At 37.5% G+C, this 16,798-nt stretch carries 11 protein-coding genes; 5 read left to right on the top strand and 6 right to left on the bottom strand.

All coding sequences use genetic code 11. The features are described 5' to 3' along the window. Window positions 1–3 precede the first annotated feature (3 nt). Both ACQ33O_RS02755 and ACQ33O_RS02750 read left to right on the top strand, forming a co-directional pair. Window positions 4–714: an SCO family protein gene (locus tag ACQ33O_RS02755; protein WP_430994025.1), complete on the top strand. Its 711-nt coding sequence runs from the start codon at window positions 4–6 to the stop codon at window positions 712–714. Between the two features lie 82 nt (window positions 715–796). Then, window positions 797–1,204: a Fur family transcriptional regulator gene (locus ACQ33O_RS02750; protein ID WP_430994024.1), complete on the top strand. Its 408-nt coding sequence runs from the start codon at window positions 797–799 to the stop codon at window positions 1,202–1,204. On the opposite strand, the gene ACQ33O_RS02745 is transcribed toward ACQ33O_RS02750, so the two are convergent. From ACQ33O_RS02745 to ACQ33O_RS02735, 3 genes are all read right to left on the bottom strand, one after another. Continuing rightward, window positions 1,205–3,400, bottom strand: coding sequence for a B12-binding domain-containing radical SAM protein (locus ACQ33O_RS02745; protein ID WP_430994023.1), 2,196 nt, complete (start codon window positions 3,398–3,400; stop codon window positions 1,205–1,207). A 35-nt stretch (window positions 3,401–3,435) separates the two neighbouring features. After that, window positions 3,436–5,154 (bottom strand): M3 family oligoendopeptidase, encoded by a 1,719-nt coding sequence (locus ACQ33O_RS02740; RefSeq protein ID WP_430994022.1) that lies wholly within the window; start codon window positions 5,152–5,154, stop codon window positions 3,436–3,438. An 87-nt stretch (window positions 5,155–5,241) separates the two neighbouring features. Further along, on the bottom strand, window positions 5,242–5,754 hold the full coding sequence (locus ACQ33O_RS02735; protein WP_430994021.1) for a DUF5606 family protein: 513 nt from the start codon (window positions 5,752–5,754) through the stop codon (window positions 5,242–5,244). A 97-nt stretch (window positions 5,755–5,851) separates the two neighbouring features. On the opposite strand from ACQ33O_RS02735, the gene ACQ33O_RS02730 reads away from it, so the two are divergent. Next, the gene (locus ACQ33O_RS02730) at window positions 5,852–6,727 is read left to right on the top strand and encodes a cupin-like domain-containing protein (RefSeq protein WP_430994020.1); all 876 of its coding nucleotides are present in this window, start codon (window positions 5,852–5,854) and stop codon (window positions 6,725–6,727) included. Between the two features lies 1 nt (window position 6,728). Here the strand turns inward: ACQ33O_RS02730 and ACQ33O_RS02725 are convergent, their stop codons facing one another. From ACQ33O_RS02725 to ligA, 3 genes are all read right to left on the bottom strand, one after another. Beyond that, a complete protein-coding gene (locus tag ACQ33O_RS02725) occupies window positions 6,729–7,391 on the bottom strand; it encodes a DUF2461 domain-containing protein (RefSeq protein WP_430994019.1) in 663 nt (220 codons plus the stop codon). A gap of 76 nt (window positions 7,392–7,467) precedes the next feature. After that, the gene (locus ACQ33O_RS02720; protein ID WP_430994018.1) at window positions 7,468–8,031 is read right to left on the bottom strand and encodes an NUMOD4 domain-containing protein; all 564 of its coding nucleotides are present in this window, start codon (window positions 8,029–8,031) and stop codon (window positions 7,468–7,470) included. Between the two features lie 103 nt (window positions 8,032–8,134). Next, complete coding sequence (gene ligA, locus ACQ33O_RS02715; protein ID WP_430994017.1) at window positions 8,135–10,225, bottom strand: NAD-dependent DNA ligase LigA; 2,091 nt, start codon at window positions 10,223–10,225, stop codon at window positions 8,135–8,137. A gap of 140 nt (window positions 10,226–10,365) precedes the next feature. On the opposite strand from ligA, the gene ACQ33O_RS02710 reads away from it, so the two are divergent. Further along, window positions 10,366–15,750, top strand: coding sequence for an alpha-amylase family glycosyl hydrolase (locus ACQ33O_RS02710; RefSeq protein WP_430994016.1), 5,385 nt, complete (start codon window positions 10,366–10,368; stop codon window positions 15,748–15,750). Between the two features lie 13 nt (window positions 15,751–15,763). Continuing rightward, window positions 15,764–16,507 carry an NUDIX hydrolase gene (locus ACQ33O_RS02705; RefSeq protein ID WP_430994015.1) on the top strand — a complete coding sequence of 248 codons (744 nt, stop codon included), beginning with the start codon at window positions 15,764–15,766 and terminating at the stop codon, window positions 16,505–16,507. Window positions 16,508–16,798: the final 291 nt, after the last annotated feature.

Here is a 16,798-nt window from a genome sequence, read left to right as displayed (position 1 = left end):
TGAATGAAAAAGAAGTGGGTTCCGTATATCGTTTTTTTTGGACTGTTACTGACAGGTTATTTTGTTTTCGTTTTTGCAACCAACGATTTTTCTCAGTCTAACCTGCCGGTGATCAACAGCAATATTCCTGTATTTTCCTTTACCAATCAAGATGGCAAAACAATCACTGAAAGAGATGTTGAAGGAAAAGTATATGTGGTTGATTACTTTTTTACCACTTGCACGGGTATTTGCCCAAGAATGAATGGAAATATGCGTAGGGTATTTGATGCGTATAAAAATGAAAAGGATTTTATGGTATTGTCGCATACCTGTATGCCGGAAACGGATAGCGTGTCTGTATTAAAGACCTATCAAATAAAGATGCTTAACGGAGTACTGAATAAAGTAGGAAACTCAAAATATATTGTACAGTACGATAGTAGTATGGGAAAGAATATAACTTCTACCAACTGGCAATTTTTAACCGGTAACAAGGAAGCTTTATACAAACTGGCCAGACATGGTTATCTGATAGACAACAATAAACCTGATTCGGCACAAAATGTCGGCACCGATTTTCTTCATACTCAATTTTTTGCTTTAGTAGATAAACAATCGAGAGTAAGGGGGATCTACGATGGATTGCAGGATGATGAAATTGGAAAATTATTGAAAGACATTAAGGGTTTGCTGGCTGAAAAAACACCCACCAGAAGCTTGAAAGGGTTTTAATGGGAACTGAGATTGTACAGATCTAAGTGAAACAATGCAGATGCGATTCAATTTTGTAATTTTATATTGAAAAAATAATAAAATGGTACTCGATATATTAAAGAGAAATAATCTCAGTGTTACAGACGGACGAAAGAAAATACTGGAACTTTTTTTAAAGAGCGACGGTGCTTTGGAGCATGCTGACATTGAAAAATTTACCGGCGAGACCTTCGACAGAGTAACGGTATATCGTACCCTGCAAACTTTTGTTGATAAAGGTATTATTCATCATATCCCTACCACAGACAATTCTATCTTATACGCTTTGTGTAAAGACAATTGCGAAGCAGGTCATCATCATGACAATCATGTTCATTTTGTTTGTGAGCAATGCAATAAAACAATATGTCTGGAAGATGTGATCGTTCCGCAGGTAAAATTGCCTAAAGGGTTTAAACCAAGTCATGCTGAAATGGTGGTGAATGGTATTTGTGCGGATTGTAAATAACTATAGTTGTAGTAAACCTGCTTTATACAACGTATTTACCGGCTTATTGTCCCAAAATAATTCAAAATCAATCAGGCCAGCTGTTTCATATTCTTCTTTTACTTCCTGCAGCGTATAAGTTTTAATATTATCAACAGATAATTTTTCCAACATAGCTGTCAACCAAAGCCCTTCTTCTTTATCTACTTTAATCTCTAATGTTTCTTTTTTTGTTTCAAAAGATAAAGAACACATTTCCCATTGATTTCCTTTTTTAGCTTTAGTAAAAATTTCAACCGTTGGTTTGTTGCCCAGCCAAACAACTTTTGTATTAGGTTTTGTTGAAAGATATTCTTCTTCTGATAAAAGTTTAGCGATATGATCAGGAGCTATGCTTGTTTTAGGGGTTTTAAATTCAAACCATTCACGTAATGGTGTATCGAAACAAGCACCATGCATATAATTGAGCAAAGATTTTTTTAACCCAAAACCAAAACTTTCATGATTGGCACCAGTTGGGTCAATATGTTCAATGTCATTATTAGCAAAACTTCCTACGAGCTCTGATACTTTTTGTACTTTATATTTTTCAGGGTTCAATCCAACAGGGCTATGTGCTGTCATGGTAAATAAATGCCAGAAAGCAGATTGTAATACACCTGCCTCAAATAATTGTCTCACCATTTCTAACGAATCGATAGTTTCCTGCGCTGTTTGTGTAGGGAAGCCGTACATCAAATATGCATGAACCATTATGCCTGCTTCGGTAAAATGTTTATTTACTTTTGCAACCTGTGCAACAGTAATTCCCTTATCTATCAATTTCAATAATCTGTCAGAGGCTACTTCCAGCCCACCTGACACTGCTATACAACCGGCTTCTTTCAATAACAAGCATAGATCACGGGTAAAACTTTTTTCAAAACGAACATTGGCCCACCAGCTTACCACTAATTTTCTTTTGATGATTTCTAGAGACAATGCTCTCATAAGTGCAGGCGGTGCTGCTTCATCTACAAAGTGAAAACCATTTTGTCCTGTTTGAGCAATGATCTCTTCCATTCGGTTGCAGAGTAATTCTGCTGTGATGGGCTCATACAATTTTATATAATCTAAACTGATATCACAAAAAGTACATTTCCCCCAATAGCAACCATGCGCCATCGTTAGTTTGTTCCATCTGCCGTCGCTCCATAGGCTGTGCATTGGGTTAACTACCTCTATGGCGGAAATATATTGGTCCAACAAAAAGTCACTGTAATCAGGTGTTCCTACCTGGCCTTGTTTATAATCTGTGCAAGCAGTATTATTAATATATTTTACTTCTCCATCAACTAAAGTGAATGTTCGTTTTAGTTCATCGATATTTTTTTCACCTTCTATATGATAGAATAAATTTTCTATTGGCGCTTCTCCATCATCCAGCGTAATAAAATCATAAAACTCAAAAACCCTTTTATCTGTTAAAGAACGTAGTTCGGTATTAGCAAAACCACCACCCATACAGACTTTTACGTCGGGGTAATATTCTCTAATCCATTGACCACATCTCAAGGAAGTATATAAATTACCGGGAAAAGGAACCGAGATACAAACCAGCTTTGGTTGCACCGTTTCCATTTTATTTTGTAAAATATCGATGAGTATGTTATCGAGATAAGTGTATTCTTTTTGTAGCTCTGCATATAATTCATCAAAACTATTTGCACTGCGTCCAAGTTTTTCTGCATATCTACTGAAGCCAAAATGTTCATCAATGCATTCTTTGATGAGGTCTGATAGGTCTTCTAAATAAAGTGTAGCTAAATGTTTTGCCTTATCCTGTATACCCATATTGCCAAATGCCCACACCAGATCATCTGTTTGTGCAAACCGACTTGCTTCAGGTAAAAAATTTCTTTTACAAATTAACGAAGAGAGTTCAGGGTTCTTTCCTTGTAGAAAATGTATAATGGCATCAATGGTATTGATATAATCATCTTTTAAAGCGATGATGCGTTTTGCATTGAGGGATAGTTCTTTAGTCGTATCTATTGATGCGAATAGTTTTTGCAAGCCATTTTTACAAAATAAAGCGAGGGTAACTTCTATGCCAAGGTCTGCCTGAAATGCAGATATGTTCTTTGTATTCAAAAAGCCTTTCAAATAAGCCGTTGCAGGATACGGCGTATTCAATTGAGTAAAAGGCGGCGTTATTAAAAATACAGAAGCACTCAAATGGAAATGTTTAGAGTGTAAAAATAAGCTAATTACTAACTAATTTTTATTAACTCTCCTTCTACAAACTCCATCAACACTTTAATTTTTTCCGGACTGAAATCAAATTCTAATCCTGCAGTTTTATATAACTCAGGTAAAGTTCTGGTGCCACCTAAAGAAAGTGCATTGCAATAATTGTCCATTGCCTTTTCTTTGTTTTGTTTGAATTGCATCCACATGCCAATTGCACCTAATTGAGCAATACCGTATTCTATATAATAAAACGGCACTTCAAATAAATGTAACTGACGTTGCCATGCATTGCTGCGGTATTCATCTAAACCACTGTAGTCGATCACATCGTCTTTAAATTCATTGATGATAGATGTCCATACAGCAGTTCTTTCTTCAATAGTATGAGCTGGGTTTTCGTATACCCAATGTTGAAATTTATCGATCACAGCTATCCATGGGAAAATAGTGATCACTCTTTCCAATTGATGTTCCTTTGCTCTTTTCAGATCTTCGGCATTATCAAAGAAAGTTTCCCAGTGTTCCATGCTGAATAATTCCATAGACATGCTGGCTACTTCAGCAATTTCCATTGGGTATTCTTTAAAACCGTTTAGTTCTAAATGATGAGCAAGGAATGAATGTATTGCATGACCACCTTCATGCACCATGGTGGTTACATCATGCATTTGTCCGGCAGCATTCATGAAAATGAACGGAGCACCGCTTTCTGCCAGCGGACAGTTATATCCTCCCGGAGCCTTACCCTTCCTGCTTTCCAAGTCAAGGTGTTTTAGCTCCTGCATCTTTTTTAAACATTCGCCAAAGAACGGACGAAGCTTGGAGAAGCATTCAATGGATTTATTGATTAGTTCATCACTTGTTTTAAACGGATGCAAAGGCTCAGTGCCTTCAGGTTGTGCTTCAATATCCCATGGACGTAAAGTATCTAATCCTAATTTTTCTTTTCTTTTTTTATAGATAAGATTTACTAATGGAAGCACATATTTTTTTACTGCTTCATGAAAATTAATACAGTCTTGTTTGGTGTAATCAAATCTTCCTAATTCTTTAAAACGATATTCACCATAATTTGCAAACCCTGCATTGATGGCTATTTGATTGCGTTTTTGAATAAGGTTGTTATACAACTCATTCAACGCTTCTTTATCCAATAACCTTCTTTCGTTTATCTTTCTATAAACCTCTTCTCTTAATTTTCTGTCATGACTTTCCAAAAACTTGGTTGCTTGTTGCAGCGTATATTCGTTTCCGTTAACAGTCACGGTCATCTTGCCCGAAATAACACCAAACTGTTGCTGCATTACGGCAAGCTCTGCTTGTAACGGGATGTTTTCTTCCTGAAATAATTCAATATTCTTTTTAATGCTGCGCAGATAAGTAAAATACTTTTCTTTGTTCAACTCTTTAGAGTAGGTATGGTTGATCAGCTTTTTGTTTAGTGCATCTGCAAATGGTTCGATCTTCGGCTGGATCTCCATGCAGAAATAAGTAAACGCTTCTTCCAGTGCTTTGTTCTCTGTATCGCAGGTCATCTTGATCTGACGCCAGCAGGCATCTTCATTGATAACAGCTTCCAGTTCACTTTGATCTTTCAACCATTGCTCTAAATTCGCCATGGTATCAATGTTACGGACAAGAAGATCTTGAAAAAAAGGTTCCAGGTGTTGCCAATCAGTTACAACAAAATTTTTAGGAACAAAATGACGGGGAGTTTTCTTTATATCTGCGGAGAACATAGTAATAATGAAAAATTAAAAATGAAAAGTGAAAAATGCCTCACCATTGAGATTGTTTTTCACTTTTCATTTTTCGTTTTTAATTGATTATGCCATTTTACGTGGCGAATTGATCTTTTTTGGTGGGGCTGCTTTTGCAGTAGCCGCTTTAGGGCTTGCTGCAGGCTTAGCTTTTGCAGTAGTAACTTCAGGAACTGTTGTTTCTTCTTCAACATGCTCTGATAATTTTATCTCAATATTATTAGCTACTAATTGCTGATACCATTTAATGATCTTCTTCATGTCGCTGTTGTACACACGAGTAAAGTCCATTGACGGATACACTTTTTCGAAATAAGCTTTTACCGCTTTTGCATCACCGGCGTCCGGTAGTTTTTCTGAACTGTTTTTTACAGCAGTAAATATTTCAACAAGATTTACATTTTCTCCGGTTGTAAAGATCTCTATGCTTTCTAAATGAGAAAAACTATGAACTCTTGTGCTTACAAATTTGGTACTCTTATCTTCCAAAGAACGAACAATACCTCCATCAGCCTTAGAGGATAATAATTCAAACAATCCACTTAAGCCTGTTACTGAAACTAATTTGTTATAATCCATGTTTATTTGTTTTGGACAGCAAATATACTGTTATGCAGTCATTTGAAATTGCTCCATGAAAAAATAAATTGCTAATTTTGCCAATTAATATTTTGCTATGCAATTACAAGCTGTAGATAAGGTTGAAAACATCAGCCCCGAAGACTTCAAGAAAAACTATTACGATACAATGAAACCTCTGGTAATTACCGGAATGGCTAAACAATGGCCGGGTTATAATAAGTGGAATTGGGACTATTTCATTGATATTGTTGGTGATAAAGAAGTAGGTGTTTATAATAACATCAAAAGTGATGCTTATACGCCTATTAATACAGCAGATGATTACATGAAATTCGGCGATTATTTAAAACAGGTAAAACAAGGTCCGCTTGGCCTTAGAATATTCTTATTTAATATTTTTCAGCATGCGCCTCAATTGGTAAAAGATTTTGCATGGCCCGATGCTTATGCAAAAGGATTTGTGAAAAAATATCCGATGTTATTTGTAGGAGGCGAAGGATCTATTACACATATGCATTTTGATATTGACATGAGTCATATCTTTCACACCCAATTCATGGGTAAAAAAAGAGTGTTGTTGTTTCCTTTTGAAGAGCAACATAAGCTCTATCGCAAACCTTGGGAAGTGTTGAGTGTAGCGGATTATACGAACTATTACGAAAAATTTGATTATACTAATTTTCCTGCAACCAAACTGGCAAAGGGATATGAAGTAATTCTGGAGCATGGTGATACATTATTTATGCCTGCCGGTTACTGGCATCATATGGAGTATATTCAGAGTGGCTTTGCAATGAGTTTACGTGCCATGCAAAGTAGCCTGGGTGGCAAATTAAATGGCGTATGGAATTTATTTGGTATGAGAGGAATTGATACACTAATGAAAAAAACCGTACCTAAATGGTGGTACGAGCGTAAAAAAAAGAAAGTGTACGCCAATGCTGATGAGGCATTGAAGAAAGGCTCTTAGTTTATTCAATTGCCCTATTGATAAAATCAACCAGTGGTTTTATAGCTTCAAATGTTTTGATGATCGCTTTAAAACTTTTCGGGTCTGTTAATGCTGTATCCGAAATCGGGCAACTCACTATAAAACCCTTCATCTTTATAAATTCAATAGCAGGATTACTTTCTTCATAGCCTTTTGGTGGACGAACCAACTTGTCCGGGGATTCGATTCCGTTCGTAAAGTATTTTTTGAATGTTTTATCGTTGACTATTTTCTTCCATTCGTCATAGTTATAATCTATTTCTTGCCTGATATTGTTCAAATCTTCCGGCTCCGGCATATAGCATCCGCCTGCAATAAAACTTTGTCCGGGTTCCAAATGAAAGTAATATCCGGCATCACTTACCTTTTTTCCACCTTTATTGATGGAAGCTCCCATGTTTGTTTTGTAAGGACTTTTGTCTTTACTGAACCTAGCGTCTCTGTTTATACGAAAAACACAATTCTTGGCAATAAGCTCTGAAAGAGAGGGGTCGAATTTTGTCATGCCATTGATCAGCTCATCTACAAACAAAACAAAATCTGTCTTAGCAGTTTCGTATATTTTTCTGTTATTATCAAACCATGGTTTGTTGTTATTCTTTTTTAGATCTTTCAAAAATTTTATTGTGGATGTCTGTATCATCTTTCAAAATTAAAAAATAAAAAAAGGAATCGTGTTCAACGACTCCTTAACTTAAAAATTTATTACTTAAAGTTTATTATTTTACCTTACTCCAATTTTCGCCGCTCTTAATTCTGTACAATGTCATTTCGCTAACACCGTACTTTGCTGCCAATTGCTTGTAAGTAAGCTTTCTTTTTGGATTATTGATGGTGTCCTTAATGGTTTTAACCTGTGTAGCAGTGAGTTTCAGGCCCTTTGTCTTACTTGCCTGTACTTTTTTATACGCAATTTTAGAAGGACTTTTTTGTTGATGGCTGCTCACTTCTTCCAAAGTAGCCCATTTCAAATTCTTATAATTGTTATCAGCTTTTTTATGGTTGATATGAATTACATATTTATGTTTTGGAGAAGGTTTCTTACAAAATAATTTTGCAACCTCTCTGTGCACATAGATAGTGCCGTTACCATCACCAACATGAAGGTTGAGTGTTCTGTAACCTGAGGTTAAAGAACCATTTAATATTTTTCCATCTTCAGTTACTTTGTCTGAATAACTAGCCGCTCTGCCTAATGAAGAGATAGCGTATTTTTTTCGAAGATTTTTATGGCCACTGAAAGTTAATTGCTTCCATGTTTCTCCGGCAATTTTTTTAATCATTGTTGTATGATTTTGGTTGAATTTATATGACTAACAAACAAGGTTTATGCTAAAAATGTTCTGTATTGATAAGGTTCGGCTATAAATATAGAAACTTTTTTTGCTATTTAGGTAGCATTTTTAAAAAATCTTCCTCATTTATGACAGATATACTAGGTATTTTTTTAGCTTTTTCCAATTTACTCCCTGCATCGGCACCTACAACAAGGTAATTGAGTTTGCTGCTTACACCACTTACAATATTGCCTCCGTTAGCTTCTACAAGGGACTCAGCATCGCTACGTTTGAACTGTGTTAATGTACCCGTGAACAAAAAACTTTTACCTCCAAAAGCATCGGATAAGGATACCTGCTTTTTGTCGTTATTCAATGAAATGTTAAGCCCCTGCAACTTTTCAAGCATTTTAATATTGTCCTCGTTCTTGAAGAAAAGCAGGATACTTCCGGCTACTTTTTTACCGACATCATCTAACTGTAATAATTGTTCTTCCGTAAAAGTTGCCAGATCATTTAAGTTGCTAACTGCATGTGCTAGTGTTTTGGCAGTCGTTTCGCCTACATAACGAATTCCTAGGGCAAATATTAGACGATGTAAAGGTTGGCTCTTTGAGTTTTCTATAGCCTGTTTAAGATTATCAATGGATTTTTTTCCAAAGCCTTCAAGTTGACTGATCGATTCAAAGTCTAACTGGTATATACCTGGGATATCCTTTAGTAAGCCGAGTTCATAGAATTTTCGGACATTGGCTTCACCAAAGCTTTTAATGTCCATCGCATCTTTACTTACAAAATGAATGATTCGTTCCACTACCTGTGCTTCGCAGTTGATATTGATGCATCTCCATACCGCTTCGTCTTCAGGTTTATACAATTCATCATTGCATACAGGACATTTTTTGGGGAAGATAATTTCTTCCTCATCACCCGTACGTAATTCGGCTAATGGTTTTACAATATAAGGGATCACATCACCGGCCCGTTCAACTAAAACGGTATCTCCTATTCGAAGATCTTTTTCTCTTACCACATCTTCATTAAAAAGAGAAATAGATGAAACAGTTACACCCCCGATCGGTACTGGTTCGATCTTAGCTACCGGAGTAATACTACCGGTACGACCAACCTGAAACTCTACTTTTAATAATTTACTGGTTGCCTGCCTTGCTTTGAATTTATATGCAATAGCCCAACGGGGATGATGGGTTGTCATACCCAATTTATCCTGTAATGCAAGGTCATTTACCTTTATCACCATGCCATCTATCTCATATGGAAGATCGTCTCTTTTTGCCTCAAAGTCTTGTACATATTGTATGATACCTTCAATACCTTTTACCACTTTCATTTCTTTGACCGGGCTACGAAATCCAAGCTGCCAAAGCATTTCAAGCATGCCATAATGTGTAGTAGGTTGCTGCTTTTCTGTCGTCCGATGTTCGTTGCCCGTTGTCGAATAACTCACATGATACAAAAATGCCTCTAAGTTTCTTCTGCCAACATCTTTTGGATCTTTCATTCTTAAAGAGCCAGATGCAGCATTACGAGGGTTTGCCAGTGGAGGTAGGTTTTGTTCGGCCAACTGATCATTGTATTTTTTAAAATTGTTTTTGTTGATCAAAACCTCTCCTCGAATTTCTATTTGATCAATACCAAATTCAGAAAATTTTGCAGACAGCGGAACTGATCTGATCTGTTTGGTATTATTGGTGATTTCTTCTCCTTCGACACCATCGCCTCTTGTGGCTGCTCTGCTTAGCAGATCGTTTTCGTATATAAGAGAAATGCTTGCTCCGTCGAATTTTGGTTCAACACAATATTCAACAACATCTAACCCGGATAATTCTTTTGCTTTTCTATCCCAGTCCAACAGATCCTCTGCATTGTAGCTGTTTTCTAAACTCAGCATCGGTACAAGGTGCTGCACAGTTGTAAAAGCATTGTTCAAACTACTTCCAACCCTTTGTGTAGGGCTATCGGTTGTAATTAATTGAGGAGCCTCCTTTTCAATTTTCTCCAATTGCTTATATAAACTGTCGTATTCAAAATCGCTTATCAGTGGATCGTTTAATATATAATATCTATACTCATGAAATCTCAGAATATTCCTTAAAGCTTCAATGCCAATGCCTTCAGCATTACTAAGTGCAGATGTTGTCAGACTTTGTAAGTTCTTTGTTTGTTCTATTGTATACATAAAAGTAGTGTCTGCAAAGTTAGCCGGATAGATATTTTAAACGGCATTTTGTTAAAAAACATCACTGTCCCAAAAAATACACAATAATCTTTTGCAATCTCAGCCAATGTGTGTATTTTACACATTAAATTGCTTTTGCCATGAAGAAATATATGCTTCTGTGTGTTGTTTTATTTGCTGTAACGAACAGTTTTTCACAACTCCTTACCTGGTCTCCTCAGTTTCCAACCGAAACATCTACTATAACCATAACTATTGACGCAACTAAAGGAAATCAAGGCCTGCAAGGCGTTACAACCGGAGTATATATGCATATTGGTGTGTTGACCAATTTGAGTAATGGAGCTACTCCCTGGAAATATGTTCCGGCAAGTTGTGTTTGGGGAACAACAACGGCACCGGCCGCTACTGCTGCAGGAACAAATAAATGGAGTTTTACAATTACCAATCCAAGAGCTTTTTTTGGCGTTCCTGTAGGTGAAACAATTCAAAAAATTGCTGTGCTTTTCAGAAACGGACCCGGAGATAAAAAACAAGCGAATACAGATGGGTCGGATATGTACATTCCGCTTTATTCATCGGTAAATAATATTCGTATTACCGATCCTATATCACAGCCAACTTTCAACAGAACTTTAGAGTCAACCCCTCCTGCTATTGGGGCAACCTTACCTGTTTCTGCCGTTGCATCAGTAAGCGGTACATTAACGCTTGCTTTAAATGGAACCGTATTTGCAACCAATACAGGAACTACCGTAAGTGGCAACACAACTGTTGTTGCAGGAAATAATCAAATAGTGGCGTCCTTAAATGGTGTGGCATACGATACAATTAACTTTTTTAAATCGATACCAACAGTAAACGCTACTAAACCGGCAACAGCAGTTGAAGGAATAAATTATTATGATTGTACAGATTCGGTGACCTTGGTTTTATACGCTCCTAATAAAACAAGTTGTATGGTGATCGGTGATTTTCCGGGTAGCGATTGGGCGCCCAAAGCTCAATATCAAATGTATAAGGATGGGAATTATTTTTGGTTAACCATTCACGGGCTGTCTTCAGCTACCGAATATGCGTATCAATATCTTGTTGATAATGCTATTTACGTAGCAGATCCTTACAGTGAAAAAATACTTGACCCTTGGAATGATTCTCATATTAATCCGAACAGTTATCCTAATCTTAAATCTTATCCTTCAAAAGCTTCATCTGGGGTTAATGGTATTGTTAGTGTATTACAAATATGTGAGCCACAGTACAACTGGAATGTAGCTAATTTTCAAAAGCCGGATGCAAAACAATTAATCGTATATGAATTGCTGATCAGAGATTTTGTGAAATTGAATCCTCCGGGAACAGGTTACGATAGTGTAGGAAATTTTCAATCAGTTATTGATTCTATCGGTTATTTTAAACGCCTGGGTATTAATGCAATTGAGTTGATGCCTGTGCAAGAATTCAGCGGAAACCAAAGTTGGGGCTACAATCCAATGTTTTATTTTGCTCCCGATAAAGCTTATGGATCAAAAAATAAATTAAAAGAGCTGATCGATACTTTACATAAGAACGGTATCGCTGTAATACTGGATGTGGTGTATAATCAGGAAGATGCATACAATACACCACATGGAAAACTTTACTGGGATGCAGTTAATAACAGACCGGCAACGAATAGCCCATGGTTTAATCCGACGGCTCCACATCAATTCAGTGTATTCAATGATTTTAATCACAGCTCTGCCGCTACTCAATATTTTGTAAAAAGAAACCTTGAATTCTTGTGCAGTGAGTATAAAATAGATGGGTTCAGGTTCGATCTTGTAAAAGGGTTTACCCAAAACTCAGGTACTGAAAACTCGTATGATGCCAGCAGGGTTGGTTATATCGAAGGATATAAAAATCATGTTAACGGAAAAGGATATACGCCATATTTTATTCTTGAGTTTTTAGGAAGTGTAGTAGAAGAACAGGCTTATGTAACTAAAGGCATGATCCCATGGGTAAATATGAATGGGATTAACAAAGATGCGCTGGCTGCAAGTCCGGCTTCATCTTATGGAGGAGCTATTGCCGGTCCGGCAAATCATGCAAATGGGACAAACACATCTAATCTTTCAAGGATTTTTTATAACAGTTCTGAATTGAACTATAGTGCTCCGTTGGGCATAGGTTATATGGAAAGTCATGATGAGGAAAGACAAATGTTTAGTGCAAAAAACCAAGGCCATACCTTCGGCTCATATAATGTAAAAGACTTACCAACCGCATTGTCGAGAATGGAAGCAGCAGGTGCTGTTTTCTTTACGGTTCCGGGACCGAAAATGATCTGGCAGTTTGGAGAAATGGGATATGATTATTCTATATTTTACAACGGATCCAATGTTTCAAATAAGCCGCCAAGATGGGACTATCTGAATGATGCCAATCGTAAGCATTTATTTGATGCTTGGTCGAAGATGATCAAATTCAGATTAGCGAATCCCACTGTATTTGGCAACGGCAATACTAATTTCACTTTTAGTTTGTATGATAACAATGGTTACTATAAGTCTATTAAGATCGGGGATCCTAATATCAACAGCACTCAAGTTGTTGTAGTGGCGAATTTCGATGTGGTGCAACAAACCAGAACAATAGTTTTTCAAAAAACAGGCAGCTGGTATAATCTTATAAGTAATGGTACCGGTAGCGGTATTAACGGAGCAACAGATGCTACATTCAACCTCACAAACACATCTCAGGGTATTACATTACAACCTGGAGAATATCATATTTATGTTTCTGTGCCGCCGTGCACTTCTGCTAACCCTACAGTTACTACGCCGATATCATATTGTCAGAACTCAACTGCGTCTGCACTAACGGCAACGGGCACAGGGTTATTATGGTACACAGGACAAACCGGAGGTACAGGAGTGGCAACTCTTATTCCGCAAACAACCAATGCAGGTAATGCAATTTATTATGTAACACAAACTGCCGGAGGATGCAGCGAAAGTCAGCGAGTGCCATTAACAGTAAGCATCATTGCAGCGCCGGTGCAACCAACTGCATCCGTAACAACTGTGCCATCCTGTGTTGCACCAACTGGAACCATTACCGTGACAGCACCGGTGGGGGCAAATATTCGTTACTCAATTGATGGAACGACCTATACGAATACAAGTGGAGTGTTTACGGGTCTCACAGCTAATACTACATATAATATCACCGCAAAAGATATCAGCTCAGCATGTGTTTCTGTAGTAAGATCAATACTTGTTCCGGCAGTTCCTGGAGCTCCGGCTTTACCGCAGGTAAATGTTACTCAGCCTACCTGTACCGTTGCTACTGCAACTATTACGATTACATCCGACAAAACGGGATTGGTATTCAGTAATAACGGTGTTGATTATACGAATACAACAGGTATATTTACAAATATAGCTGCCGGTTCCGCATATAGTATAACTGCTAAAACGATTAACGGAGGTTGCATATCATCAGCAGCAACGGGAACAATAAATACGCAACCGATCACACCAGTAGCACCACAATTAAGTGTTGCTCAGCCTTCTTGTACTGTTGCCACTGCAACCGTTACTGTTACATCTGATAAAACAGGATTGATTTTTAGTAGTAACGGAGTAGACTATACGAATACAAATGGCATATTTACTAATATAGCAGCCGGCTCAGCTTATAGTATTACCGCCAAAACGATCAATGGGGGTTGTGTATCTGTTGCATCTACCGGAACAATAAGCACACAGCCAAATGTTCCTGTGCAACCAACAGCATCTGTAACAACCGCTCCAACCTGTGTTACACCAACAGGTACAATAACTGTAACGGCACCAATCGGAGCTAATATTCGTTATTCAATTGATGGGGTGAATTATACAAATACTACAGGAGTTTTTACCGGCCTTACAAATAATACTACTTATAATATCACAGCGAAAGATAATAATTCAACTTGCGTCTCAATTGCAACTGCTTTATTAGTACCTGCCATTCCCGGAGCGCCGCCTATACCACAGGTGAATGTAACTCAGGCTACTTGTACTGTTGCAACGGGAAGCATTACTATTACATCGGATAAAACCGGGTTGACATTCAGCAGTAATGGTGTAGATTATACAAACACAAGTGGAATTTTCTCAAATATAGCCGCAGGTTCTTCTTATAGTATCACAGCAAAAAATGCAAGCGGCTGTGTTTCCTCTCCAGCTATAGGGACATTGGCGGCACAACCGATTACACCTTCGGCACCTCAGGTGAATGTAACGCAGCCGAGTTGTACTGTTGCAACGGGAGCTATTACTATTACATCGGATAAAACCGGGTTGACATTCAGCAGTAATGGTGTAGATTATACAAACACAAGTGGAGCTTTCTCAAATATAGCCGCTGGCTCTTCTTATAGTATTACAGCTAAAACGATCAATGGTGGTTGTGTTTCTCCAGCAACTACAGGTGTGGTAAACGTTCAACCCAATATTCCGGCACAGCCAACGGCTTCAGTAACGGTATCGCCTACATGTATTACACCAACAGGTACTATTACTGTTACAGCACCCACAGGCGCCAATATTCGTTATTCAATTGACGGAACAAACTATACGAATACAACCGGAATATTTACCGGGTTAACTGCTAATACGACTTTCAGCATTACTGCAAAAGATATTAATTCGACCTGCGTCTCTGCCGCTAGGTCAGTATTGGTAAATGCAGTACCTAATGTAACGGCACCACAAGTTCAGGTAACACAACCTACCTGTACTGTAGCTACAGCAACTATAACAGTTACATCCGATAAAACCGGGTTAGTGTTTAGTAGTGATGGAATCAATTATACCAATACAAGCGGCGTGTTTACAAATGTAGTTGCCGGTTCATCTTATAGCATTACAGCGAAAAATACCAGCGAATGTATTTCTCCTGCCGCAACAGGAACAGTTGGTACACAGCCGGTAATTCCTGCTGCACCACAGGGATTAAATCAAACAAATATTACAAATAATGCGGCCGTTGTTTCCTGGTCGGCCACTACAGGTGCGGCTTCGTATACAGTGGAATATAAAGTCGCTTCAGCCTCAACGTGGACAACTGCGGCAATCGGTACAACGTCGCTTAGCACAAGTTTATCTGGCTTAACAGCCAATACGGTTTATGATTGGAGAGTAAGAGGTAATTGTGATGCTTCAACCGGGGGCAATTTTTCTACAGGACAGTTTACAACAACTAATGCAGCAAATATTATTAATATTAAAGATGGATTAGGAATTGCGGTGCTTACCAATCCGGTAACTCCAAACAGCAAGATTTCATACATTGTTCCTGCAGATGGAAACTGTATTATTTTACTGTATAATTCTTACGGACAAAAAATAAAAGTAATTTTGAGCCAAACGATAAACAGGGGCCAATATGAGATCAGCATGACTGACCTTGTACAACGCTTGTCGAGAGGGGTTTATTTCCTTAAAATCAAACAAGGAAATATTTCCAATTTCACTAAATTCATGAAACCTTAACACCTTACATTACATGGAACAGTTAGCGCAAAAAAAAGCAACAGCAAAAAATACCAAAACCCTTCAGATCATTCAGTCTGAATTTGAGAATAGTAACCGTATAGCACTGTCGGTAGACTGTGTGATATTTGGATTTGATGAAAATAAGTTGAAAGTACTATTGATTCGAAGTGATTTAACGGATTATAAAGGCAAGTGGTCGCTGTTAGGAGATTTGGTTGGTCCGGCAGAAGACTTACGTAATGCTGCATATAGGGTTTTAAAACAACGTACCGGATTAAATGACCTTTATCTTGAACAAGTAAAAACATTTGGTACGGTGGGTCGACATCCGGTTGGTAGAGTAGTTACTGTTGCGTATTGTTCGTTGATAAACGTACAGCACCATAAGCTGAACATTTTAGATAATGAATTACACTGGCATGATATTAAAAATGTGACTGATCTTGCATTTGATCATCAGGAGATTTTCGATACCTGCTTAAATCAGTTGCAAAAAAGAGTGCAGGAGCATCCGTTGGGATTCAGCCTTTTACCGAAAAAATTCTCTTTAAGAGAACTTCAAAACTTATACGAAGCAATTCTCGACATTAAAATGGACCGAAGAAACTTCAGGAAAAAATTCTTTGCAATGGATTTTCTTATCGATACCGGAGAAATGGAGCAGGATGTGCCACATCGACCAGGAAAACTGTACAAGTTTAACTATGAGAAGTACGAAAAAAAGAAGAAAAAGTGGAGCGGAATAGATTTTTAAAAAGAAAATTGAATAAATCAGAACAACACCGCCTGTAAATTGTTAATAATGCAGCGGTTCTGTGCTGAGAGTTGTCTTAATACTGAGCATTTTAAACGAACGATTGGTTGTCCATCCCCCAAGAAAATAAAATTTTAACATTTCTTTGAATTTTTAAAAAAATACTTAATATTGTGTAAAATTTACACTTTTACTTAGTGTAAATTTTACACAAATCACAATCAAACAACTTTACAAACGATAATGTTTGATTTTGAAACGATGAAAGCTTGTATATGAAATGGACGCACT

It is taken from the genome of Ferruginibacter sp. SUN002, from assembly GCF_050611725.1.
GTDB lineage: Bacteria > Bacteroidota > Bacteroidia > Chitinophagales > Chitinophagaceae > Ferruginibacter.
Note: the sequence above shows the minus strand (reverse complement) of the source record. Positions and strands in the feature narration are given on the sequence as shown.

Coding starts and splice junctions, on each gene's coding strand:
- ACQ33O_RS02725 (WP_430994019.1), bottom strand. CDS start 7,391: ATGATACAGACATCCACAATAAAATTTTTGAAAGATCTAAAAAAGAAT.
- ACQ33O_RS02755 (WP_430994025.1), top strand. CDS start 4: ATGAAAAAGAAGTGGGTTCCGTATATCGTTTTTTTTGGACTGTTACTG.
- ACQ33O_RS02750 (WP_430994024.1), top strand. CDS start 797: ATGGTACTCGATATATTAAAGAGAAATAATCTCAGTGTTACAGACGGA.
- ACQ33O_RS02720 (WP_430994018.1), bottom strand. CDS start 8,031: ATGATTAAAAAAATTGCCGGAGAAACATGGAAGCAATTAACTTTCAGT.
- ACQ33O_RS02730 (WP_430994020.1), top strand. CDS start 5,852: ATGCAATTACAAGCTGTAGATAAGGTTGAAAACATCAGCCCCGAAGAC.
- ligA (WP_430994017.1), bottom strand. CDS start 10,225: ATGTATACAATAGAACAAACAAAGAACTTACAAAGTCTGACAACATCT.
- ACQ33O_RS02740 (WP_430994022.1), bottom strand. CDS start 5,154: ATGTTCTCCGCAGATATAAAGAAAACTCCCCGTCATTTTGTTCCTAAA.
- ACQ33O_RS02705 (WP_430994015.1), top strand. CDS start 15,764: ATGGAACAGTTAGCGCAAAAAAAAGCAACAGCAAAAAATACCAAAACC.
- ACQ33O_RS02710 (WP_430994016.1), top strand. CDS start 10,366: ATGAAGAAATATATGCTTCTGTGTGTTGTTTTATTTGCTGTAACGAAC.
- ACQ33O_RS02735 (WP_430994021.1), bottom strand. CDS start 5,754: ATGGATTATAACAAATTAGTTTCAGTAACAGGCTTAAGTGGATTGTTT.